The sequence below is a fragment of the Microvirga terricola genome, assembly GCF_011777495.1.
GTDB lineage: Bacteria > Pseudomonadota > Alphaproteobacteria > Rhizobiales > Beijerinckiaceae > Microvirga > Microvirga terricola.
In genome coordinates this window covers 243400-266713 of the sequence record NZ_JAATJS010000004.1, presented here as the reverse complement: position 1 = coordinate 266713, position 23314 = coordinate 243400, and the positions used below count along the sequence as shown (strand labels likewise).

The following is a 23314-nucleotide window of genomic DNA, read 5'->3' as shown; positions in this document are numbered from 1 at the left end:
ACTAAGAGGGGTTGCGCGCACATTGCTGCACGACGCCTGACATTCCCGCCTGATCCTCCGGTCGAAGATTGTTGGCAAGAACGCGCTGCCATAGCCCGTTGCTGCGCAGCCCGCCGACGATGCAGGCACAGACGGCCCGGCACTGGCCCGGTTCGCCGTTTTGTCCGGCGCAGCTGGCTTCACATTGCTCTATGAAGGGGCGCGCGTCCGCCATCGGGTTCGGGCCCGTCAATTGGAGCACGCCGTAAAGCGCTGCCAGCAAGACAACTTGATGCAGCAGATAAATCGGCAGGCTCTTTCGCCCGGCGAAGATCAGAAGGCGCCAGAAAGGACTTGTTCCCCGCCACTGTGCGAGTGCCATCGTTTGCTTGTGCGGCAGTACACCTTTGGCGACGGCAATTCCCATCAGCACCGAGCCGAACCAAGGGAAGATGGGAACATAGTCGTTCGCAATCGGCTCGGACGCTCCAAGACCGAGCCAGTCAAGCCAAGGTTGATCGAGGACAGGGCTCGTCGGGAACCACGGAGCGGCAAAACAGAGCACGGCGGCGACAGCGACGAGGGCAGGGGGCATGCGCAAGAAAGGCAGGGCCAAAATGCTCGACACCGCGATGCAGTGCAGAATACCGAAGAAGATGTAGCTCTCGGGAAAAGCGAAGTAGGTGACCGCTGTCACGAGAATGGCCGCGCCGCTCACCTTCGCGAGACGGCGCAGGAAGGCTTGTCGGCGAAAGCCCTGGGCGTGGGCGAGAGCGAGCCCCACGCCAGCCAGGAACAGGAACGACCCTGCAATGCCGCGTGCGAACCATCGCCAGGCCGGAATCTGAATGATGTCCGTTTCGATCAGGTGCAGGAAGCTGACGTCCCAGCTGAAGTGATAGACGATCATCGCGCCAATCGCGATGCCGCGCGCGATGTCGATGGCGTCCCAACGCTGGGAGGCCGCGGCCTGAGCCTGAGGCAAATCTGCTTTTGCGTCCACGTCGGGCTTCCCTCGAGTGAAAGGGCGTTACGATCCGCATCGCGGCCCTTATATGAGTTTCATGACCGATAGCCTTGCCACGTCAATCGCCACGCTTCAGGAAATGATTCAAGAGGCTGCAATCGTTGCCGGCTTCACCGGGGCGGGAATCTCCACCGAGAGCGGCGTGCCGGACTTCCGGTCCCCGGGCAGCCCGTGGATGCGCCACAAGCCGATCCCTTTCGACCTTTTCGTCCGGAGCGTCGAAGCGCGGCGGGAGGCCTGGCGGCGCAAATCCATTATGGACGATCTTTATCGCGACGCGCGCCCGAGCCAGGGGCACCTCGCCATCGCGTCCCTCGTCGCATCCGGTCGGATGCCCGCCGTCATCACCCAAAATATTGATGGGCTTCATCAGGCCTCCGGCCTTGCCGAGGATCAGGTCATCGAGCTGCACGGTAACGGCACTTATGCCAAGTGCCTCGCCTGCGAGCGGCGCTACGATCTCGCTTGGGTTCGGTCGCGCTTTGAGGCGAGCGGCGATGCCCCGGTCTGCGAGGCTTGCGGCGGGATCGTCAAATCCGCGACCATCTCCTTCGGCCAGGCCATGCCCGAGGGACCTATGCGCAAGGCCCAGAAGCTCTCTTTGACCTGCGATCTCTTCATTGTGGTGGGTTCCTCCCTCGTGGTTTACCCCGCTGCCGGGTTTCCGGCTCTGGCGAAGGAGAGCGGGGCGAGGCTCGTCATCATCAATCGCGAGCCGACGCCCCTCGACGAGATGGCCGACTTGGTCATCCACGCCGAAATAGGACAAGTTTTCTCCTCTTTTGCGCACCCAGCGGCGCTGCTTAAAAATTCATCGACGCCTTGAAGGCGTTTCGGACTTTCCCAGATTTCGGACAATGTTATCCTATCGTTAAGAATCGGGTTCCTGATTCGAGTCTGGGTTTTTTCATGACTAGCGATTACGGCTCCAACTCACTCCACCACCGGGAGGAAGTTTCCGCTTTTGAGCAGGGGCGGCGTGAGGCCGATTCCCAGGCGGATGGGACCTCTCTCGAACTCGTTCAGGTCAGCGGGCGTATCAAGTGGTTCGACGTTGCCAAGGGCTTCGGCTTTATCGTGCCCGACAACGGGATGCCCGACGTCCTCCTGCACGTGACCTGCCTGCGCCGCGACGGCTATCAGGCCGCTAACGAGGGGGCGCGGATCGTGGTGGAAGCGGTTCAGCGTCCGCGCGGGCTGCAGGCCTTCCGCATCCTGTCCCTCGACGATTCCACGGCGCTCCATCCCTCCGAATTGCCGCTACCTCGGACGCATGTCCAGGTGGTGGCCACCACCGGCCTCGAGCGGGCTGTCGTGAAGTGGTTCAACCGGTTGCGCGGTTTCGGATTCCTCACCCAGGGTGACGATAAGCCGGATATTTTCGTGCATATGGAAACCCTTCGGCGTTACGGCATCGCCGAATTGAAGCCGGGCGAGCAGGTGCTGGTCCGCTTCGGCGACGGCTCGAAAGGCCTGATGGCCGCCGAGGTCCGGCTGGTCGACATGAACCTGCCGCATTCGCACTGATGCGCGCCTCGCTTTTGAGACGGCTCCAGCCGCTTTTCGCCGCCCTGATGCTGAGTTTGACGAGCGCCGGCGCGTGCTATGCGCAGGCGCTCGAGGCCCTTTCCATCGTCTCGGGCGGGCAGAAGCAGAGTTTCCAGGTCGAGGTTGCGCGCAACGATGCGGATCGGGCCCAAGGGCTGATGTTCCGCCGCTCCATGCCGGTCGACCGGGGAATGCTGTTCGATTTCGGCCGCGTCGAGCCGGTCGCCATGTGGATGCAGAACACCTATCTGCCCTTGGATATGCTGTTCATCCGCCCCGACGGCACGATTGCCCGCATCGCGGCCAATACGGAACCGTTGTCCACCCGCACCATCTCCTCGGGCGAGCCGGTGCTGGCGGTGCTGGAACTGAACGCTGGAACCGCGTCCCGCCTCGGGATCAAGCCCGGGGATCGCGTCGAACATCCGTTGTTCAAGCATTGAGGCTCGGTGCTTGCTGAAACCGGGTTCCTCGTGATAGCCAACAGCCCTTCGGTGAAGAAGACGGGGTGTAGCGCAGTCTGGTAGCGCATCTGCTTTGGGAGCAGAGGGTCGCAGGTTCGAATCCTGCCGCCCCGACCATCCTTACCGAGCGAACTTTTGAGAGAGTGCCGATCCGATGCCCGCACGGATTTATAAGCCCGCCAAATCCGCAATGCAGTCCGGCCTGGCCCGGACCAAGCAATGGCTCCTCGAATTCGAGCAGGACAAGCCGCGCGAGATCGAGCCGCTGATGGGCTGGACCAGCTCCGCAGACACGCGCCAGCAGCTCCGGCTCTGGTTCGACACCAAGGAAGAGGCGGTGGCCTACGCCACTCGCGAAGGCATCGCCTACCGGGTCGAAGAGCCGCATGAGGTCAAGCGGCGCATCATGGCCTATTCCGACAACTTCAAGTTCAATCGCGTCGGCCCCTGGACCCACTGACGCCCAGGCCTCGACCGACGGCCCCGTAGCTCAGCTGGATAGAGCAACTGCCTTCTAAGCAGTAGGTCGCAGGTTCGAGCCCTGCCGGGGTCGCCAATAAATTCAGTGCGTTAGGACTTGTTTCTAAAGTTGGTTGAGGCGGCGCTGAGCGTCGCCTTTTTTGTTGGGTGCGGCCTGTTTGCTGACGGGGTCGTGACTGCTCATCGGTGCCTATATGGAATAGGGTCTTTCGCGTCTGTCGTATGAGGAAGGAGAGGCGGCCATGAGTTGGCTTCCGACGAACGATCCCATTCTTGGCGATACCCAATCCTGCAACGCTCTGGAGCTCATCATCGTGCCTCGCGTTCGCGACCTCGGCGGTTTTGAGGTTCGGCGGGCGTTGCCCCATGGCAGGCGGCAGATGGTGGGGCCGTTCATCTTCTTCGATCATTTCGGGCCGGTGCAGTTCTTGGCCGGTCAGGGAATGGATGTGCGGCCACATCCGCATATCGGTCTTGCCACCGTCTCCTATCTGTTTGACGGCCGCATCCTGCACCGGGACAGCGAGGGCAATATCCAGGAGATCGTGCCGGGGGCCATGAACCTCATGACGGCCGGGCGCGGTATCGCCCATTCCGAGCGGACGCCGGAAATGGAGCGGGCGGGCCTGCATTCGATGCTCGGCCTGCAAAGCTGGATCGCTCTTCCAGAGGGCCAGGAGGAGGTCGATCCCTCATTCCAGCATTTCGATGCCGCAACGCTGCCCGTCATCGAGGACGCCGGCGTTCGGGCCCGCGTCATTGCTGGCTCGGCTTTCGGCAAGACCGCGCCGGTCAAATCCCTTTCGGAGTGGTTTTACGTCGAAGTCAGGCTGGAGGCGGGTGCTAGCGCGCCGCTCGATGCGACCTATGAAGAACGCGCGGTCTATGTGCTCGATGGCGAGGTGGAAATCACCGGAGATCGCTTCGAGGGACCGAGGTTGCTGATCTTCCGCCCCGGCGACCGGATCACGATCAAAGCCGTGCGGCCGTCGCGCATGATGTTCCTCGGCGGGACCGCCATGAAAGGCCCGCGCTATCTCTGGTGGAACTTTGTCTCATCGAGCCGGGAGCGGATTGAGCAGGCGAAGGAGGATTGGAGAACGGGCCGTTTCGCGCCGGTGCCGGAAGAGACCGAATTCATTCCGCTGCCCGAATAAGGGTGGTTCAACCCGCCTGTCCTTCTCCCGCAGCGAGCAGGGCCTGAAGCCCTTCGCGATAGGTTGGATACTTGAGCGCGACTCCAAGATCGCGCTTGATACGGGTGTTCAGCACGCGCTTGTTGTCCTGGTAAAAACTCTCTGCTGCCGCGCCCAGCTTTGCCTCTGCAAAGGGCTCGTCCGGCGGAGGCTCGCGACCGAGCAATTCGGCGGCATAGGAAATGACATCTTGCTGCGGCGCGGGCTCGTCGTCGGACACATTGTAGATGGCGTTTCGCGCGGGCGACCGGATTGAGGCCATAAGCAGCTGCGCGATATCGTCGACATGGATACGGTTGAAGACTTGCCCTGGCTTGATTACCCGGCGAGCGGTGCCATCCATGACACGCCGCAGGGCGTTGCGTTCCGGCCCGTAAATGCCTGCAAGGCGGAAGATCTGGACGGAGGCACGTGATGCGCGTCCGAGATCGAGCCAGCCATTCTCGGCGACAACCCGGGCGCTGGAACGCTCATTGATGGGAGCGGGAGGCGTCCCTTCATCGACCCATCCGCCGCCAGCATCGCCATAGACGCCGACGGTGGACAGATAGCCAATCCAGCTGAGGCGGGGCGATGAACGGATGACGTCGGAGAACTGGCTCAACACGGGGTCGGAGCCGGCGAGGGGAGGGATGGACACCAGAATGGCATCGGAGCGCAGAAGCTCGTCCTTCACCTGAGGATCCCAGTGCATTCCGTCTAACCGGAAGCTCGGAATGCCTGCTGATGTCAGCGCGCCCCTTTTGTCGTCCGAGCGCACGGTTCCGGAAATTTCCGCGAAATTTTGGCGATAAGCTTCGGCAAAGCGAAGGGCGCTGTAGCCGAGGCCGAAGATGAACAGTTTCATGTCAGAGACAGAGGTCCTTCGCCCGCAGGTGCGCGTTCCATTTCAATACACGTCCTGACAATAACGGCGCTGGCGTTCAAGATCGGCCACCATCAATTCCGCTGTGTCCGATGCCACGGCTGTCACCTCCGCGACAATACGGACGAGGATGGCGCGGACATCCTTCGCCATGCCTTTCGCATCGCCGCAGACATAGAGGCTCGCCCCGTTGTCGAGCCACCGGACAATCTCCGCTCGGTTCTCCCAGAGACGGTCCTGAACGTAAATCTTATTGGGCTCATAGCCCGAAAACGCGAGGTCGAGGCGATGCAACGAGCCGTCTGTCATGGCCTCACTCCATTCCGCGCGGTACGGAAAGCCGCGTTCCTCGTGGCGCGCGCCAAGGACGAGCCAGTTTCGGCCAGGAGCTTGAATGGCACGACGCTCCTGAAGAAAGGCGCGGAATGGCGCGATGCCTGTTCCCGCGCCGATCATGATGATGTCCGTCGCGGGGGCGGGTAGCCGGAACTGGTTGTTCGGTCTGAGCCTTACTCTGACCTGCGCGCCTATTGTCACGCGGCTAGTGAGATAAGCGGAAGCGACTCCGGCTTTGACAGGCGTCGTTGTCGCGGAGATGAGAAGATGGGCTTCGGTTCCAACCGCCTTACGTGAGGAGGCGATCGAGTAGGCACGGGGCCGCAGTGGCGTGGTCAGCACGAGAAGTTGCTGAGAGGTTAGCGTTGCAGGAAATCTTTCCAAAAGGTCGCTGAATTGCCGCCCCTCGATCCAAGCTGGAATGGCACCGCTACAAAGAAGTTCTCTTGCCTCGCGATGTCCGGTCGTCATGACGAACCTTTCGACGGTCGCGAGTGACAATGTTGTGATGTCGCGCTCATGAACCAGAGCGGTTCGCAAGTGGTCGTCGCCGGAAAGGCCCGCTACGTCGAGAACCTTGTCGACGAGGCTTTCGTCGTTCTGCGGATAGATTTCGAGCGCGTCTCCCGGCTCATAGGCGGGCGTCTTTTCCGGAAAACGTAAGGCGAGGTGAACTGTCTTTTTATCCGCGCGGGACGAGTCCAGTTCGACATGCCGCGCCACTTGACCGAGTACAGGTTCACGGTCGAGTTCGAGGACGGAAGGGGCGGAGGAGAGCTGCGAAGCGGCGAGAAGCGCGGTCTGGGGCATAAGGAAAAGTAGTCTGCCGTGCCAATCCCGGTCAAGAGGATCGTTCTTTTTAAAGAACGATACTTCGGGGGATTTTCTGCTACGCGGTCCCCGGAAAGGAAAATTGCCTTCGCGTTTGTTGACTCCGTCGCGCCGCTCGCGCTCCAGGATCCTGCGCGCGTCTGATTTGTTCTTTTTAGGGGATCGCTCGTTGTGCGTGGCAGTGCGCGCGGCGCGTGGGCAATCTTGTCCTGATGCGGGTTGCTCCGCATTTTTGGTGAATGACAGGAGGTTCCCGTGAACGGGCCATCCGGCGATACCAGAACCGCGCTGCGTACCTGGAAAGTGTCTGCGTGGCTTAAACGCGGGCTATTAGGCCTCACAGGCGTCGCCGTCCTATTCCTAGCCGATGGCGCTTGGGCGCAGACACACCTGCTTAACGTGTCCTACGATCCTACGCGCGAGCTTTACCGAGAGATTAACCAGGCCTTTTCTCATGTCTGGAAAAAGCTCACCGGAGAAACGGTGACGGTCCGCGCTTCGCATGGCGGCTCGGGCGCGCAGGCGCGGACGGTCATCGACGGCATCGATGCCGATGTGGTCACGCTGGGGATTCCGTCCGACATCGACGCCATCGCCAGGTTGACCAACAAGATCCCTGCCGATTGGCGCGCGAAGCTGCCCAACAATTCCTTGCCCTACACGTCGACCGTCGTCTTCCTAGTGCGCAAGGGCAACCCCAAGGGCATCAAGGATTGGGACGATCTCGCCAAGCCTGGCATCCGGATCATCACGCCCAATCCCAAAACCTCCGCCGGCGGTCGCTGGAATTTTCTGGCGGCCTGGGGCTACGCGCAGGCGAAGGAGGGCGGCACCGCAGAGAAGGCTCGCGAATTTGTAAGCGCGGTCTACAAGAATGTGCCCGTGCTCGACACTGGCGCCCGCGGCTCAACCGTCACATTCGCGCAGCGCGGTTTGGGCGATGTGCTGCCGACCTGGGAAAACGAGGCTTTCCTGGTGCTCGACGAATTCGGCAAGGACAAGTTCGATATCGTCGTGCCATCGGTCTCCATTCTCGCGGAGCCGCCCGTCGCGCTTGTCGAGGGTAACGTGAGCAAAAAAGGGACCCGCAAGGTGGCGGAAGCCTATCTCGAGTTTCTTTACAGCAATCAGGCCCAGGCGATTTTTGCCAAGCATCGCTATCGCCCGCTCAAGCCGGAGGCGGCGAAGCCGGAGGACCTTGCACTGTTGCCGCACCTCAAGTTGTTCATGATCGAGTCGATTGAACCCGATTGGGATAAGATCCAGAAAAATAACTTCGAGAACGGTGGACTCTTCGACCAGATCAGTAAGCGTTAGTCCATGAGCAAAGCCCTGGCGGTCAAGCTACGCCTGAAACAGCCCAGCGTTATTCCGGGCTTCGGGCTCACGTTGGGCTACACGCTGACGTACCTGAGCCTTATCGTTCTGCTTCCCCTCGCTGTCCTGCTAATCAGGGCGTCCGAAGCCGGATTGTCCGGAATTCTCGCAGCGGCGACCGAACCGCGCGTCGCCGCGGCGCTTTGGGTCAGTTTCGGAATTTCCTTGCTCGCCGCTCTGGTGGCATCCCTGTTTGGGCTGCTCGTGGCCTGGGTGCTGACCCGTTACGACTTTCCGGGGCGGGATCTCGTCGGTGCCATGGTCGATCTGCCCATTGCCTTGCCTACCGCCGTTGCGGGCATCGCGCTTGCTGCGCTCTATGCTCCCAATGGCTGGATCGGCGGACCGCTGGAGCGGCTGGGTATCACGGTGACCTATACGCCGCTCGGCATCTTCGTCGCGCTCGTGTTTATCGGGCTGCCCTTCACGGTGCGGACGGTTGAGCCATTGATCGCGGAGATCGACCGCGACCAGGAGGAGGTCTCCGCGACCCTTGGGGCGTCGAGAGTGAAGACCCTCTGGAGCGTGATGCTCCCGCCGCTGCTGCCGGCGATGCTCACCGGCTTCGCGCTCGCTTTCGCGCGCGCCGTCGGCGAATACGGCTCGGTGATCTTCATCGCCGGAAACTTGCCTTATGTTTCTGAGATCGCTCCGCTTCTGATCGTCATCAAACTCTCGGAGTTCGACTATACGGGCGCGATCGTGATCGCTACCATCATGCTCGCCATCTCGTTCCTGGCGCTCCTGGCGATCAATCTCGTGCAGGCCTGGAGCCGGCGGAGGTTCGGCGATGTCTGACGTATCCGTCTCGCGGGTCGGTCCCTCGCTTCGCCGCTCGGGCTCGGGGTGGCGCTCCGTGACGACGGAGCCGAGAGCGGTTCGTTGGATCGCCATCGCGTGTGCAATCGCCTTCCTGGCGGTTTTTCTGGTGCTGCCGCTGACCGTGGTCTTCGCTGAAGCATTCCGGCGCGGGGTGGGGGCTTACTGGGCGGCTTTTCAGGAACCCGATGCGCAAGCCGCTATTCAACTGACGCTCACCGTCGCTGCGATTGCTGTTCCACTCAACCTGATCTTCGGAGTCGCGGCCGCCTGGGCCATCGCCAAGTTCGAGTTCCGCGGCAAAAGCCTTCTCATCACCCTGATCGACTTGCCATTCTCCATCTCGCCCGTGGTGTCGGGCCTAGTCTATCTGCTTCTCTTCGGCGCGCAGGGATTGTGGGGTACGTGGCTCATGGAGCACGGGATCAAGATTGCGTTCGCGTTGCCCGGCATCGTTGTGGCGACGATCTTCGTGACTTTCCCATTCGTCGCGCGCGAGCTTATTCCGCTGATGCAGGAGCAGGGCACTGCGGACGAAGAGGCTGCGCTCACGCTGGGAGCCTCGGGCTTTCGGATCTTCCGGACGGTGACGTTGCCCAACATCAAATGGGGCCTGCTTTACGGCGTGCTGTTGTGCAATGCCCGCGCCATGGGCGAGTTCGGAGCGGTGTCGGTGATCTCAGGACACATCCGCGGGCTGACGAATACGATCCCGCTGCACGTGGAGATTTTGTACAACGAGTACAATTTCGTCGCCGCCTTCGCCGTCGCATCCCTTCTTGCCGGCCTCGCTCTCGTCACCCTGGCGGCAAAAACCCTCCTCGAATGGCGCTACGGTCATGTCCTCGCCAGCCGAACCCCTCACTGAAAAAGCGGGAAACGTCGACATCAGGATCGTCGACGTCGCGAAGGAATTCGGCGATGAGGCGGCGCTGTATGGCGTGAGCCTGCACATTCGTGCGGGCGAGTTGCTGGCCTTGCTTGGCCCCTCCGGTTCCGGGAAGACCACGCTGCTGCGCATCATTGCCGGTCTCGAAGTTCCTGACCGCGGACAGGTGTTCTTCGGCGAGCAGGACGCGACGAGCCTGCCCGTCCAACAACGACGGGTCGGATTCGTCTTCCAGCACTACGCGTTGTTCAGGCATCTCAATGTCGCAGACAACATCGCTTACGGTCTGCGGGCGCGTCCGCGCGGCTCTCGCCCGGCCGAAAAGGATATCAGGCGCCGCGTCTCCGATCTGCTCGATCTTGTGCAGCTCTCCGGCTATGAGCGGCGGTTTCCCGGGAACCTCTCAGGCGGACAATGCCAGCGAGTCGCGTTGGCGCGCGCGCTCGCGGTGGAGCCGCGCGTGCTGCTGCTCGACGAGCCGTTCGGCGCGTTGGATGCCAAAGTGCGTAAGGATCTGCGCGGATGGATTCGCCAGCTTCACCAACGGACGGGTCAGACCACCATCTTCGTGACGCACGATCAGGATGAGGCGCTGGAGCTCGCCGACCGCGTCGCGATCCTCAATGATGGGCGCTTGGAACAAGTTGGCAGTGTCGATGACGTGCAGGACCGGCCCGAAACGCCGTTCGTGATGGCCTTTCTCGGCGACGTATCTCACTTCATCGCCGAGGTGGTGGATAACCAGCTTCTCATCCAGGGCCGGCCGGTGCCCGTCGATCCGCCCGCTGATCTTTCGGGAAAGGTGCGCCTCTATTGCCGTCCGTGGGATTTGCGGCTGGCTCCCGCGGGGGAGGGGCATATCGCCGGCGTGGTCACGGGCATTCGCCGGGTTGGGTCCCTGCGCCGAGTCGAGGTGACAAGCCCGGCCGACACCAAGATCGAAGTCGAGGTTCCGGCCGCCACGGATTTGCGGATCGGCCAGGACATCGGCCTAGAGATCGTCCGAGGCCGTGTTACGGAATAGTCAGGCGGCGTCGCAGGCGATCTTCGCGGGGAGGGTCGCCCGTCTTGCGGCGCCGATATCACCCGAGACCCAATGCGGGCGGCAGACCGAGATGTAGCGGCTCTCGCCGCCGATCTCCACGACCTGCCCGGTCTTCACCGCCGTGCCGTCGGGGTCGTAGCGAAGGATCATCGTCGCCTTGCGCCCGCAGTGGCAGAGTTGCTTGATTTCCTTGATGTCTTCCGCCAGCGCGAGCAGCGTGGAGATGGCCGGGCTGAACAACTCGCCGAAGACGTTGTTCTTCAGCCCATAGGCCATCACCGGAATGTGGAGTTCGTCGACGATCCGCGCAGCCTGCCAGATGTGCTCCGGCGTCATGAACTGGACTTCGTCGATCAGGACGACGGTCACGGGCGTCTTCGCGTGGACCTCGCGGACCATCGCAGCCAGATCGTCGCTATGCCGGAGCGGGATCGCATCAGCCGAGAGCCCGATCCGCGAGGAGACCTTGCCAGCACCGGCGCGGTCGTCGAGGGCGCTCGTGAAAAGCATCACCAGGCCGCCGTTCTCGATGTAGTTGTACCGCACCTGCAGAAGCTGCGTGGTCTTGCCGGCGTTCATCACCGAGAAATGAAAATGCAGTTTGGCCATGGTTGAGCCCGAAACTCCGAATCCTGAAATCGGCGGCCAGATTCTTTCACTCTAAGACGCGACTCAAGATCCAGGGCCGGCAACCTGGTGCGGTATGAGGAGTCCCCCACAAGACAATCGTCCCATGTGTTCAAAAGGGTCGTTCGCCATTGGCTCTGAGCCGGTTAAAAAATGATCTGGGAGGGCGGATATTCCGAAGGGGTATGGAGTGCGAGACCCAGCTTAACTATCGTTATGTTGTAATAATAGAGCAAATTTAAATGCATTTCGGGATGGATCGACAATTTGTAATCGTGTAGGGCAAGTATAATTGTTGCGTTGATCCGCGATTCTACTTTTATCATCGATATGCGCGCTCTCGATCCGGTTACGCTTGGTGCCGCGTCCGTCTTGCTATGCGCATTGATGGGCGGCCTCTTGCTTTTCTCCTGGATGCAGAACCGGAGCGTTCACGCGCTGGGGTGGTGGGGACTGAGTTCTCTGCTTGGTTCGGTCGGCGTCGTTTTCCTTGGCTTGCAGGACTTCGCCTCGCGGGAGGCAAGCCACGCCGCTTTATTGGGAAATGCGCTCGTTACCGTGGGCTTCGGTCTGCTTTATTGCGGGTGCCGAAGTTTCAACGGAAGGCCGACCGAGATCCTTCGCGGTCTCGTTGGTCTTGTTGCTTGGCTCACCGCGTGGCCCTTTCTCCGAGATAGCTTCAACGCGCGTCTCGTCCTGATGGCGATGATCTCCGGCTCCTATTTGGGGTTGTCGGCTTGGGAGCTTCTGAAATACGCGCCTCAACGACTGATTTCTCAGCGCGCGACCATCCTGGTCTTTTCCTCTGCGGCGATTCTTTGCGCCCTCCGCGGGCTCTTCGGACCTTTTGTCGAAACGGGTCTCTGGATCGAGGTTCTGGCCCGTCGGTGGTCGGCCGAAATGGCCCTGCTGAACATGATGTACATTCCGACGAGCGCCGTGCTGCTCCTCTCCATGGCGAAGGAGCGGCTGGAATACGAATCCCGCCAGGCCGCGCTGCTCGATCCGCTGACCCTGATCCCAAATCGCAGAGCCTTCTTTCTCGACGCCGAAAAGCTCGCCTCGCGCGGTGGCAACGCCGCCTTGAGTTGCCTGGTGTTCGACCTCGATAATTTTAAGCAGATCAATGACATGCACGGCCATCCCGTCGGCGATGCGATTCTTCAGACTTTCGCGAGAGTTCTTGCGAAGGAACTCCCCGTCTGCGCCTTTGGCCGTTTAGGCGGAGAAGAGTTCGCCGCATTTATCCAGGCCGACGAGGCGGAAGCCGAGCGAATTGCGGAAGAGGTGAGGGCGGCTTTCGTCAGGGACCGTCAGGACGAGGTGCAATCGCGCATCCGCGCGACGGTGAGCGTCGGACACGCCACGGCCGTTGGATCATCGCCGCAGGAACTGCTCTCCGAGGCCGATGCGGCGCTTTACCAAGCGAAGGCGCGCGGACGTAATCGCGTCGCGGGGAGTGCAGAGGAGGGCGCCCGAGTCGCACGGCGTCATCGGGACCCGCAGTTTCAGGCCTGAGTCAAGCCTCGGACTAGGAAGCGTTTGCCGGCAAACATGACAAGGATGATGATTTTGGGGGATTTCTCCGAGGGGCCCCATTATTAGCCGGCAACCTGATTGTCTGATCGATCCAGGAGGGTTAAGCAGAGCGTTTCATTCTTACACGCCGCCTTTTGAGGAACGAATGTCCGCTACCGCCGTCACGATCCACCTGCTCGGTGAGATTGCCCTGCTCCTGTGGGGGATCAACATGGTCAATAGCGGGGTCCAGCGCGCCTTCGGCAGCGATCTGCGGTGGATTCTCGGTGTCGGGCTGCGGACGCGCCTTCGCGCCTTTATGGCTGGCCTTGGCGTCACAACCGTTTTGCAGAGCAGCACTGCCACCGCCCTGATGGTGGCTTCCTTCACCGCGGGCGGGGCGGTCGATCTTGTCCCGGCACTCGCCGTGATGCTCGGCGCGAATGTCGGCACGACGCTGATAGTTCAGGTCCTCTCCTTCGATATCAGCCTGATTTTTCCGGTCCTGATCTTCGTCGGCTTTATCGCTTTCCGGCGCGGGTCTTCGAGCCGTACGCGCGATCTCGGGCGCGTCGTCATCGGCCTGGGACTGATGCTGCTGTCGCTCCATCTTCTCAGCGAGACGGTCCGGCCGATCGAGTCGTCTGCCGCCTTGAAGGGCCTTCTTGCGGCGATTGCGCTCGATCCGGTGATCCTCGTTCTGCTCGCGGCGATCTTCGCCTGGGCCGCGCATTCAAGCGTCGCGGCCATGCTCTTCATCATGTCGCTGGCAAGCGCCGGCGTCATCGATGCCCATGCGGCGCTCGCCATGGTGCTGGGCGCCAATCTCGGCAGCGCGCTCAACCCGCTGCTGGAGGGGACCGGTGGAGATCCCGTCAAACTTCGGGTTCCTGCGGGCAATCTAGCCATTCGGCTCGTCGGCTGCGTTGTCGCATTGCCGCTCATCGATCCGATCCTGCGGTATGCAGCCATGTTCGACCCCAACCCGTCCCGGTTGGCCGCGAATTTCCACACGCTGTTCAACGTTGCGCTGGCGGCCGTGTTCATCCTGCTGCTGCCGTGGATTGCGACGCTGCTGCTCAAGTTCTTTCCGGAGAAAGTGCGCGCCTCGGATCCCGGCGTGCCGCAATATCTCGACAATGATGCGTTGGACACGCCGTCCGTCGCTCTCTCCAACGCAGCCCGCGAGGTTTTGCGCATGGCCGATACGGTCGAGACCATGCTCCGCAACTCGCAGGATCTGTTCCATGAGGACGATATCAGCAAGGTCGATGTCGTCAGCCGCACCGACGACGTCGTCGACCGGCTCTACAGCGCGATCCGACGTTATCTTAGCTCCATCAATCATGAGGCATTGAGCGATACGGAGGCTAGGCGGCTGTCCGACATCCTGGCTTTCGCGATTAATCTGGAACACGTGGGCGACATCATCGACAAGAACCTGATGGAGCTTGCCGCCAAGCGCATTAAGAACCACCTGCGCCTGCCGAAGGACAGCCTCGCCGATATCGACAACATGCACTCCAAGCTTTTGGAGCATTTGCAGCTCGCAGCGTCGGTCCTGATGTTCCAGGACGTCGGTTCCGCGCGGAAGCTTGTTGCCGAAAAGGAGCGCTTCCGCGACCTAGAGCGCGCCACCACCCAGAGAAACCTCGACCAACTGCGCTCGGGCAACACGGTAGGAGATACCAGCGCGCTTCAGCTCGATATCGTCCGCGATCTGAAGCGCATCGAGGCGCATATCGCGGCAACCGGGCATTCGCTTCTCGAGCAAAGCGGCGATCTCAAACCGAGCCGCCTGACATCGTAGCGTCTAGAGCCAGCCTTTCTCCCGCAACACTTTCCAATCGACGTAGCGGACGGGTTCGGGCAGACCGATATCGCGCTTTTCGTGGTCAGAAAGATCACACGGATTGAGGAGCGGCGGTTTACCCATGCTGGGGCCGTTGTGGAACCTCATCTTCAGGCGCAGCCACGCGCTTTCGACGCTGTTCAAACGGCGGACATGCTCGTATCTCATGACGGACACCGGTTTCTTGAAAGGGCCAGAGGCTCAAGGCCCTCGGCAATGCCCATTCAAGGTGCGCCTCGGAGCGAGGCTTGACAAAGTGAAAGCCGGAGGGCTGCCATAAGGCAGCCTTATGGGTCGACCATGTCCAAACTTCCCCCTATGAGTGCCGTGCGCGTCTTCGAGGCGGCGGCGCGACATCAAAGCTTCACCCGCGCAGCCGAGGAGCTCGGCATGACGCAGGCGGCCGTCAGCTATCAGATCAAGATGCTGGAGGACCGGGTCGGCGCAGCCCTGTTCACCCGCCTCCCGCGCCAAGTGATTTTGACCGCAAAAGGCCAACAGCTCGCGCCTGCAGTCACCGAGGCTTTCGAGGCGCTCCGCGCAGCCTTTGCTGATGTGGAGGAGAGCGTTCACACGGTTCTGTCGATCACGACGCTCACCACCTTCGCGTCAAGCTGGCTGGTTCCGCGTCTGGGGCGCTTTCAGGAGCTTCACCCGAAGATCGGAGTGCAAATCTCCGCCTCGCCGCAGATCGTGGACCTTGTCCAGAACGAGCTCGATGTCGGTATCCGCGCCGGCAAGGGCAATTGGCCGGGTCTTGACGCGAAGTATCTCTTCCCGAGCATCTTCACTCCCGTTTGCAGCCCCGATCTGCTCCGGCGGATGGATGTTCGCGAGCCGAAGGATCTTTTGAAGCTACCGCTCATCGGCGTGGGCGATCCGTGGTGGCAGGAATGGCTCACCGCCGCGGGCGTGACGGATTTCGACCTGTCGGATCGCCCCGATCATTCGCTCGGCACGCAGCAATTCGAGGTCATGGCAGCGATTGCCGGGCAGGGCGTGGCCCTCATCAGTCCAAATTTCTTCCAGGCGGATCTGGACGCCGGCCGCCTTGTTCAGCCATTCGATCTCGTGCTCGAATCGGATCGAAGCTACTGGATCGTCTATCCGAAAGGCCGCAAACGCCTGCCCAAGATCAAAGCTTTCGTGGATTGGGTCTTGAGTGAAGTCGCAAAAGATGCAGGTACTGTGAAGGCGCAGACGGCCTGAGCCGCCTGCGTTGAATTATTCGGCGGCTTGAATACCAGCCGGCGGGGTTCTCTTGAGGTGCATTAGCCGGTCAAGCAGAGCCCGGTCGTGCAGCACCACCATGCGCTCCTTGGGATGGAGCCAGGCAATCGCATCCTCGATGGTCTCGGCGTCGGTCAGTTTTGCCTCGGCCAGCGCACGTTCCGTTTCGATCGCACCACGTTTGCGGGGCGCTTCGAGGGGGAGCATGTCCACATGCCGCTCCCGAAGCGCACCGTCCTCGAACAACGCGCGGAGGCTGTCCGCGTCATCGAAGCCGAAAGCGGTATTGCGCACCTGCAATTCGTTGGCGCGCGTCGCAATCGACGGAGGCTCGTGCTCCTCGGGTGTCATCAGAAGGCCGAGTTTCTTCAGCGCCAGACCAGCACCCAACTGGCCGCTGAGCCAGGACAGGGGGATGGCGAGAAGAAGGCCGAGAATCGTCGGCGACATCCAGAGGAACAGGGAGGTCGCGATCATGAAGGCCGACAGGCCGGCCAGAACGCCAAGCACCGTGTGAGAGCGGTGGCGGCGGATGATGTCGTTCAGCGGAATCGATCCGTCGTCACGGCGCTGCGGCTGCCAGCCGGTATCGCGCCCCAGAAGGATCTGGAACACCGAGCCCGACTGAATCAGCATCAGGATGGGTGCCAGCAGCGCCGACAGAACGATCTCGATCAGCGAGGACACGATAAGCCGGATGCCGCCGCCGGAAGCCCGCCGGTCCTTGCCGCGAAGCAGCATCAGGATCAGGCCGAAAATCTTCGGCGCGAGCAGAATGCCCATGGTCAGCGCGAAGAGCGCGAGAGCGCGCTCGGGGTCGAACCGCGGCCAGATAGGGTAGAGTCGGAAGTCGCGAGCAAAATATTCCGGCCGGATATAGGTGGTCTGCAAAACCAGCGCGATACCGACGATGAGCTGGAACAGCCAGAACGGCGATGCCAGATAGGACATGATGCCGGTGGCGAAGTGCTGGCGCGTCGGGAGCTTCAGGCCCTTGGCGCCGATGACACGGGAATGCTGCAGGTTGCCCTGGCACCAGCGCCGGTCGCGGGCTGACAAGTCGATGAGGGAGGGCGGGCTCTCCTCATACGATCCGCCAAGATCGGGAAGCATGTAAACGGACCAGCCGGCGCGGCGCAGGAACGCTGCCTCGACGAAGTCGTGGCTCAGGATATGTCCGCCGAGCGGCGGCTTGCCCTTGAGGTCCGGCAAGCCGCCATGGGCGGCGAAGGCCTTGGTGCGGATGATCGCATTGTGGCCCCAGTAATTGCCGTCGCGACCCATCCAGACCGCAAGGCCTGTGGCGATGACCGGGCCGGTCACGCGCGCCGCGAATTGCTGCACGCGCGCAAAGAGTGTGTTGCGGTTGATGATGAGAGGCAGAGACTGGATGATGCCGGCATCGGGGTCGGCCTCCATGGCCGCCGCGAGACGGGTGATGCACTCGCCGGTCATCAGACTGTCGGCGTCGAGAACGAGCATATGCTCGTAGTGCCCGCCCCAGCGGGTCACGAAATCCGCGATGTTGCCGGCCTTGCGATGATAGTTTTTGGCCCGGTGGCGGTAATAGAAGCGCGCATTCGAGCCGAGGCGGGCCTTGAGGGCTAGGAAGGCGCGCTCCTCCGCAACCCAAGCATCCGGCTGGGTCGTGTCGGAGAGAATGAAGTAGTCAAAATGCGCGCCGAGCCCGGTCGCCTCGATGGACTCGTAGATAGCCTCCAGCGCGGCAAAGGTCCGGGACGTCTGCTCGTTATAGACGGGCATGACGATGGCGGTTCGCTGCGAGAGCGAAGACGGCGCGCCGGACCGGCTTTCTGGCTGGTGAAGCAGGACGAAGAAGCCCAGAAGCGCGCTGGTGAAAGCGACCGCGATCCAGGAGAAGTTCACGGTGAACAGCGCAACCAGCACCCACTGGAGGATAGTGGTGCGGCTCACCGACACCACCTGATACATCTCATAGGTGCCGTAGGCCGTGAGCAGCAGGCCGCCGCCAAAGACGAAAAGACGTGCGAGCGACGTCCTCAAGCGAGGATGCTGCACGGTGGGCTTGCGTTCCTGCGAAGACGACCAGCGCCGCAGCGACTGAGTCGGCATTTCCAACCGACTCTCCGGCGGCATCGCGGAATCGGGCCGCTGAAGGGACGCTACGTTCGAATCGGGACCTAGGGTGTCCAACGATAAAGCCATGTCTCGCTAATCGGTTTCCCGCCTGCCTCTAGAATGAGACGCATCTCACACGCGTTTTCGTTGCCTGGGTCAAGCTCGAAAGCAACGCGCACCGTCTTCCGATCCGGATAAGGCCAGAGTTTGACGTTCTGAATATTTCCCGGCCCGACCGTCAGCACCGGTTTCATGTCGGTCGGCAGGGCGTCGCCAAACATATCACCGGAAAAGTCCACCGCGAAGCGCCGTCTGCGGCCTCCGGAGCCGCGCCCGACGCGGGTTGCTGTCACGGTCGCAAGGGGCGGACGTTCAGGCGGAGCCCAGCACCAATATTGCCGATAGGCGAACGACACCTCGGAGCCTGCGGCCATGGGAGCCTTGGGCCGCCAATAGGTCAGGATGTTCTGGTTGATCTCGGCATCGGTCGGAATTTCGAGAAGCTGGACGCTCCCTTGTGCCCAGTCGCCCAGGGGTTCGATCCAGAGGCTCGGGCGGCGCTCGAGGCGGCGGTCGTCATCCTGGAAGGCCTCATAGGAACGCTCGCGCTGGAGCAAGCCGAAGCCGCGCGGGGCGGTGTCCACGAAAGCCGAGATCTGCAGCGTCTCGGGATTGTGAAGCGGTCGCCAGAGCCATTCGCCCTTGCCGTTCAACATCTGTAGGCCCGAGGATTCATAGACGGCGGGCCGGATGTCATCCGCATTGCGGCGATCGTTGGGGCCGTAGAAATAGGTCGAGCCGATGCCGCCCAGTCCCACATGCTCCAGATTGGCGCGCGGGAAGAGGGTCGTCTCCACGTCGATGATGGTCATGTCACCGGGACGGAAGGTCATGCGGACCGAGCCGGTGGTCGATTCGGAATCGAGAACGCCGTGGACGGTAATTCCATTGCTTCCGACAGCCGGGCGCTCCAGCCAGAAGGCGCGGAAAACCGGGAACTCCTCGCCCTTCGCCTCAGCTGGCTTGAGGGTCAGAGCGCGCGCGGTCGCGCCGAAAGTCTGGCCCCTCGCAATGGCGCGGAAGAAGGTCGCCCCTTGGACAATGGCAAAATCGAAGGGGGGCTTGTCGCTCTCCGTCGAGATCAGCTTGAAGCCTGAGAACCCGATATCGCCAATATTGTTGGGCGGGTTAGGGCGCCCGTAATCGAAGGCTGCGGGATCGTAGCCGATCCGACGCACCACGCCGTCCTCGACGAGGTAGAGATCGACCGCATTGTTGAAGACGAAGCCGCGATGCAGGGGCTCCATTGCGACCCCACGCCCCTCCGTGCCCCAGATGACGGGGCGGAGAGACTTGATCGCGACATACTGGTCGTAGGTCAGATTCGCGAAGAAATCCGGCAGGTCGTTCGGCGGCGGAACGAAGGGCTTGCGGGCGAGCTGCCGGGCGATGTCGGTCACATTGGCCGGATCGAAGGGCTGATTGGTCCCCATCCGCGCGGAAATGGCGGCCTGCGGAGTTTGAGCCAGGGCTGCGGGCGCAAGCGCAAGCCCCGCGGCGGAAGCGCCGAGGTAGGCCAGCACGTCACGCCGGCGAGGAGAGAGAGGAGCTTCATGCTCCAACGGAACCGGCACAGCGATACTCTTGTGTGAACGAGGCTAGTCAGCCAGAAAAGGGAATCTCCATACATATCGGCAATCGTGAGCGCGAAGTAAACGAGTTGGTGATGCAATCTGCCTCATCCCCCATGGAATGATTGCCGAATTCATCCTGCTGGGTTAGCTCCACCGCAATTCCCCATTTGGAACGAAATTCTATGACATCAAGCGTTTCTCCGAAGACGGCCTCCTCCCGTTCCTGCCTCGCCATCGTGTTGGCGGCCGGGGAGGGCACGCGGATGAGATCCGACCGACCGAAGGTCCTACACGAGGTCGCCAACCGGTCGATGGTGGCCCATGTTGTCGCAACTATGGTTGCCGCAGGCGCAACCGAAGTGGCGGTCGTGGTGGGGCCGGACCGCGAGGACGTCGCCAACGAAGCGCGAAAAGTTGTTCCGGGGGCCAAGATCTTCGTGCAGCGCGAGCGGCTCGGCACCGCCCATGCGGTGCTTAGCGCACGGGAAGCGCTGGAGCAGAAGCCCGATGATGTCATCATCGCCTATGCCGATACGCCTCTCGTCAGCACCGAGACCTTCGAGAAGCTGCGCGCGCCGCTTGCCGACGGCGCAGGCGTCGTTGGACTTGGCTTCAATGCCAAGGACCCGACAGGTTATGGACGTTTCCTCATGTCGGGCGATCAGCTGCTCGATATCCGCGAGCACAAGGACGCGACGGAGGCAGAGCGGGCAATCACGCTCTGCAACGCGGGCTTGATGGCTTTCCGCGGCGAGGTCGGGCTGCCGGTTCTCGACAAGGTCGATAACAAGAACGCCAAGGGCGAGTATTACCTCACCGACATCGTCGCCATCGCACGTCGGCTCGGGCATTCAACGGTGGTCATTACCGTCGCGGAAGAAGAGGTGCACGGCGTCAACGACCGCGCGCAGCTCGCCGCCGCCGAGCGGATGCTCCAGGACCGCCTGCGCCACAAAGCGATGGCCGCGGGCGTGACACTGATCGCGCCGGAAACGGTGTTCTTCAGCTACGACACCCAGCTCGGGCGTGACGTGGTGGTGGAGCCGAACGTCGTCTTCGGCCCCGGTGTGGTCGTGGAGGACAAGGTCGTCATCCATAGCTTCAGCCATCTCGAAGGGGCGCATGTGGCGTCGGGCGCCGCGGTCGGCCCCTTTGCCCGCCTCCGGCCGGGTGCATCGATCGGCACGAAGGCGCGGGTCGGAAACTTCGTCGAGATCAAGAACGTGCAGCTTGGCGCGGGCGCAAAGGTCAATCACCTGACCTATCTCGGCGACGCGACGGTCGGCGCGAACGTCAATATCGGCGCGGGCACCATTACCTGCAATTACGACGGCTTCGGCAAGTACCGTACCGAGATCGGCGAGGGCGCGTTCGTGGGCTCCAATTCCTCGCTCGTCGCTCCAATTACCATAGGGAATGGCGCGTTTGTCGGCTCCGGCTCCGTGATTACCAAGAACGTGCCCGACAATGCGCTCGGCCTCGGACGTGGCCGGCAGACCGTCAAGGAGGGCTGGGCGTCCGCTTTCCGCGAGAAGGCGATAGCCGCCAAGAAAAAATGATACCGCGTGTCACAATCGGTCACGCAAGTTGATTTGAGAAGAAGCGGCCGCACCATTAGCACGGCCGCAAGCTTAGTAGTCGAAGTGAATCAGAGGACGGTTTGAGGCATGTGCGGAATCGTTGGAATTATCGGTAAAACGCCCGTCGCACCTCAGATTGTCGAAGCCCTGAAGCGACTGGAATACCGGGGTTACGATTCCGCAGGCGTCGCTACACTGGAAGGCGGCAAGCTTGAGCGTCGCAGAGCTGAGGGAAAACTTCGCAATCTCGAAACCAAGTTGTCCCAGGCTCCGCTCTCCGGCATCATCGGCATCGGCCATACCCGCTGGGCGACCCACGGCAAGCCGAACGAGACCAATGCCCATCCTCACGCGACGGATCGGCTGGCTGTCGTCCACAACGGCATTATCGAGAATTTTCGCGAGCTGAAGACTGGGCTTGAAGCCAAGGGCGTCGCCTTCGAGACGGAAACTGACACGGAAGTCGTAGCGCAGCTCGTCACCTACGAGATGCGCCAGGGCCGTGGGCCGGTGGAGGCCGTGGCCGTGACGTTGCCGCGCCTGCGTGGCGCGTTCGCGCTGGGCTTCGTCTTTTCCGGCGAGGATGACCTGATGATCGGCGCCCGCCACGGCGCGCCGCTCGCAATCGGTTACGGGCAAGGGGAAATGTATCTCGGCTCGGATGCGCTAGCGCTGGCGCCGTTCACCGATGAGGTCTGCTACCTCGAGGATGGCGATTGGGCGGTGTTGTGCCGGACCGGAGCCGATATCCACGACGAGACGGGACGACTGGTCCAGCGTCCGCGCCACAAGATCCAGAGCGCGGCCTTCATGGCCGACAAGGGCAATTTCCGTCACTTCATGGCGAAGGAAATTCACGAGCAGCCGGAAGTCGTCGGCCGCACGCTGGCTCACTATGTAAATTTCTCGGCTGGCCGGGTCGAGTTGCCCTTCGCGCTGCCGTTCGATTTCAAGGACCTCAAGCGCATTTCGATTTCCGCTTGCGGCACGGCGTATCTCGCCGGACTGATTTCGAAGTACTGGTTCGAGCGTCTCGCCCGCATTCCGGTCGAGATCGACGTGGCGTCGGAGTTCCGTTATCGCGAGGCTCCGCTGGAACCGGGTAGCCTGGCACTCTTCGTGTCGCAGTCGGGCGAAACTGCCGACACGCTGGCTTCGCTCCGCTACGCGAGTGCGGAAAAGCAGCATACGCTGTCAGTCGTCAACGTTCCGACGTCCACCATGGCGCGCGAAAGCAACGTCATTGCGCAGACGCTTGCAGGCGTCGAAGTCGGCGTTGCCTCGACGAAGGCTTTCACCTGCCAGCTGACCGTTCTTCTGACCCTCGCCATTGCGGCGGGCCGCGCCCGCGGCACGCTCAGCGCCGAGGCCGAGAAGGAGCTGGTGGATGCCCTCATCGGTGTCCCCGGCCTCCTGAGCGAGGCGATGAAGCGCGAGCATCAGATCGAGATCCTGTCGCGCGAATTGTCCAAGGCGCAGGACGTGCTCTATCTCGGCCGCGGAACGTCCTATCCGCTGGCGCTCGAAGGCGCGCTGAAGCTCAAGGAAATTTCCTACATTCACGCCGAAGGCTATGCGGCCGGCGAGCTCAAACACGGCCCCATCGCGCTGATTGACGAGACCATGCCGGTCATCGTCATCGCGCCGCATGACCACATCTTCGAAAAGACCGTTTCCAACATGCAGGAGGTCGCCGCGCGCGGCGGACGCATCGTCCTCATCACGGACGAGAAGGGTGCGCTTGAGACGGGGCTCGATACGATGGCGACCATCGTCATGCCTTCCGCTCACCCGATCATTGCGCCGATCCTGCACGCGGTCCCGATCCAGCTTCTGGCCTACCACACCGCCGTCTTCATGGGCAAAGACGTGGACCAGCCGCGCAATCTCGCGAAGTCGGTGACCGTCGAGTGAGGA

At 61.8% G+C, this 23314-nt stretch carries 21 protein-coding genes and 2 tRNA genes; 16 read left to right on the top strand and 7 right to left on the bottom strand.

Translation table 11 applies throughout. The annotated features are described in order from the left end of the window. Position 1: 1 nt before the first annotated feature. The gene (locus tag HB375_RS13330) at positions 2 to 982 is read right to left on the bottom strand and encodes a heparan-alpha-glucosaminide N-acetyltransferase domain-containing protein (RefSeq protein ID WP_167673483.1); all 981 of its coding nucleotides are present in this window, start codon (positions 980 to 982) and stop codon (positions 2 to 4) included. A 61-nt stretch (positions 983 to 1043) separates the two neighbouring features. On the opposite strand from HB375_RS13330, the gene HB375_RS13325 reads away from it, so the two are divergent. The 7 genes from HB375_RS13325 (at position 1044) to HB375_RS13295 (ending at position 4655) form a co-directional block, all read left to right on the top strand. After that, a complete protein-coding gene (locus HB375_RS13325; RefSeq protein ID WP_167673482.1) occupies positions 1044 to 1832 on the top strand; it encodes an SIR2 family NAD-dependent protein deacylase in 789 nt (262 codons plus the stop codon). 83 nt (positions 1833 to 1915) lie between these two features. After that, positions 1916 to 2533 carry a cold-shock protein gene (locus tag HB375_RS13320; protein WP_167673481.1) on the top strand — a complete coding sequence of 206 codons (618 nt, stop codon included), beginning with the start codon at positions 1916 to 1918 and terminating at the stop codon, positions 2531 to 2533. Positions 2534 to 2580: 47 nt separating this feature from the next. Beyond that, positions 2581 to 2997 (top strand): DUF192 domain-containing protein, encoded by a 417-nt coding sequence (locus HB375_RS13315; RefSeq protein WP_246728511.1) that lies wholly within the window; start codon positions 2581 to 2583, stop codon positions 2995 to 2997. 61 nt (positions 2998 to 3058) lie between these two features. Then, positions 3059 to 3135: transfer RNA gene (locus HB375_RS13310), tRNA-Pro, on the top strand. A 37-nt stretch (positions 3136 to 3172) separates the two neighbouring features. Beyond that, positions 3173 to 3478: an ETC complex I subunit gene (locus tag HB375_RS13305; protein WP_167673479.1), complete on the top strand. Its 306-nt coding sequence runs from the start codon at positions 3173 to 3175 to the stop codon at positions 3476 to 3478. Between the two features lie 19 nt (positions 3479 to 3497). Beyond that, positions 3498 to 3574: transfer RNA gene (locus HB375_RS13300), tRNA-Arg, on the top strand. Positions 3575 to 3740: 166 nt separating this feature from the next. After that, positions 3741 to 4655, top strand: a complete 915-nt coding sequence (locus tag HB375_RS13295; RefSeq protein ID WP_167673478.1) for a pirin family protein — start codon at positions 3741 to 3743, stop codon at positions 4653 to 4655. 7 nt (positions 4656 to 4662) lie between these two features. On the opposite strand, the gene HB375_RS13290 is transcribed toward HB375_RS13295, so the two are convergent. Further along, positions 4663 to 5541, bottom strand: a complete 879-nt coding sequence (locus HB375_RS13290) for an SDR family oxidoreductase (protein ID WP_167673477.1) — start codon at positions 5539 to 5541, stop codon at positions 4663 to 4665. Positions 5542 to 5583: 42 nt separating this feature from the next. After that, positions 5584 to 6705 carry a flavodoxin domain-containing protein gene (locus HB375_RS13285; protein WP_167673476.1) on the bottom strand — a complete coding sequence of 374 codons (1122 nt, stop codon included), beginning with the start codon at positions 6703 to 6705 and terminating at the stop codon, positions 5584 to 5586. A 324-nt stretch (positions 6706 to 7029) separates the two neighbouring features. On the opposite strand from HB375_RS13285, the gene HB375_RS13280 reads away from it, so the two are divergent. The 4 genes from HB375_RS13280 to HB375_RS13265 are packed head-to-tail and all read left to right on the top strand — an operon-like array spanning position 7030 to position 10835. Beyond that, positions 7030 to 8043 carry a sulfate ABC transporter substrate-binding protein gene (locus HB375_RS13280; RefSeq protein WP_425515183.1) on the top strand — a complete coding sequence of 338 codons (1014 nt, stop codon included), beginning with the start codon at positions 7030 to 7032 and terminating at the stop codon, positions 8041 to 8043. A gap of 3 nt (positions 8044 to 8046) precedes the next feature. Next, entirely contained in the window at positions 8047 to 8901 is an 855-nt protein-coding gene (gene cysT, locus HB375_RS13275; protein WP_167673475.1) for a sulfate ABC transporter permease subunit CysT, read from the top strand. Next, positions 8894 to 9790 (top strand): sulfate ABC transporter permease subunit CysW, encoded by an 897-nt coding sequence (gene cysW, locus HB375_RS13270; protein ID WP_167673474.1) that lies wholly within the window; start codon positions 8894 to 8896, stop codon positions 9788 to 9790. The genes cysT and cysW overlap by 8 nt, the downstream gene beginning before the upstream one ends. Continuing rightward, positions 9762 to 10835 carry a sulfate/molybdate ABC transporter ATP-binding protein gene (locus HB375_RS13265; protein WP_167673473.1) on the top strand — a complete coding sequence of 358 codons (1074 nt, stop codon included), beginning with the start codon at positions 9762 to 9764 and terminating at the stop codon, positions 10833 to 10835. The genes cysW and HB375_RS13265 overlap by 29 nt, the downstream gene beginning before the upstream one ends. Here HB375_RS13265 and HB375_RS13260 read toward each other — a convergent pair whose 3' ends face one another. Continuing rightward, the gene (locus HB375_RS13260) at positions 10836 to 11465 is read right to left on the bottom strand and encodes a thymidine kinase (protein ID WP_167673472.1); all 630 of its coding nucleotides are present in this window, start codon (positions 11463 to 11465) and stop codon (positions 10836 to 10838) included. A gap of 405 nt (positions 11466 to 11870) precedes the next feature. On the opposite strand from HB375_RS13260, the gene HB375_RS13255 reads away from it, so the two are divergent. Next, complete coding sequence (locus HB375_RS13255) at positions 11871 to 13001, top strand: GGDEF domain-containing protein (protein WP_167673471.1); 1131 nt, start codon at positions 11871 to 11873, stop codon at positions 12999 to 13001. Between the two features lie 166 nt (positions 13002 to 13167). Next, entirely contained in the window at positions 13168 to 14811 is a 1644-nt protein-coding gene (locus tag HB375_RS13250) for a Na/Pi cotransporter family protein (protein ID WP_167673470.1), read from the top strand. A gap of 3 nt (positions 14812 to 14814) precedes the next feature. Here the strand turns inward: HB375_RS13250 and HB375_RS13245 are convergent, their stop codons facing one another. Continuing rightward, positions 14815 to 15021, bottom strand: a complete 207-nt coding sequence (locus tag HB375_RS13245) for a hypothetical protein (RefSeq protein WP_167673469.1) — start codon at positions 15019 to 15021, stop codon at positions 14815 to 14817. A gap of 132 nt (positions 15022 to 15153) precedes the next feature. Here HB375_RS13245 and gcvA point away from each other — a divergent pair, with 132 nt between their 5' ends. Continuing rightward, positions 15154 to 16062 carry a transcriptional regulator GcvA gene (gene gcvA, locus HB375_RS13240; RefSeq protein WP_167673468.1) on the top strand — a complete coding sequence of 303 codons (909 nt, stop codon included), beginning with the start codon at positions 15154 to 15156 and terminating at the stop codon, positions 16060 to 16062. 15 nt (positions 16063 to 16077) lie between these two features. Here gcvA and mdoH read toward each other — a convergent pair whose 3' ends face one another. Then, complete coding sequence (gene mdoH, locus HB375_RS13235; RefSeq protein ID WP_167673467.1) at positions 16078 to 18270, bottom strand: glucans biosynthesis glucosyltransferase MdoH; 2193 nt, start codon at positions 18268 to 18270, stop codon at positions 16078 to 16080. Then, positions 18246 to 19817: an OpgD/OpgG family glucan biosynthesis protein gene (locus tag HB375_RS13230; RefSeq protein ID WP_343232419.1), complete on the bottom strand. Its 1572-nt coding sequence runs from the start codon at positions 19815 to 19817 to the stop codon at positions 18246 to 18248. Before HB375_RS13230 ends, mdoH begins: the two co-directional genes overlap by 25 nt. A gap of 182 nt (positions 19818 to 19999) precedes the next feature. On the opposite strand from HB375_RS13230, the gene glmU reads away from it, so the two are divergent. Both glmU and glmS read left to right on the top strand, forming a co-directional pair. Then, a complete protein-coding gene (gene glmU, locus HB375_RS13225; RefSeq protein ID WP_167673466.1) occupies positions 20000 to 21376 on the top strand; it encodes a bifunctional UDP-N-acetylglucosamine diphosphorylase/glucosamine-1-phosphate N-acetyltransferase GlmU in 1377 nt (458 codons plus the stop codon). A gap of 108 nt (positions 21377 to 21484) precedes the next feature. After that, positions 21485 to 23311 (top strand): glutamine--fructose-6-phosphate transaminase (isomerizing), encoded by a 1827-nt coding sequence (gene glmS, locus HB375_RS13220; protein WP_167673465.1) that lies wholly within the window; start codon positions 21485 to 21487, stop codon positions 23309 to 23311. Positions 23312 to 23314: the final 3 nt, after the last annotated feature.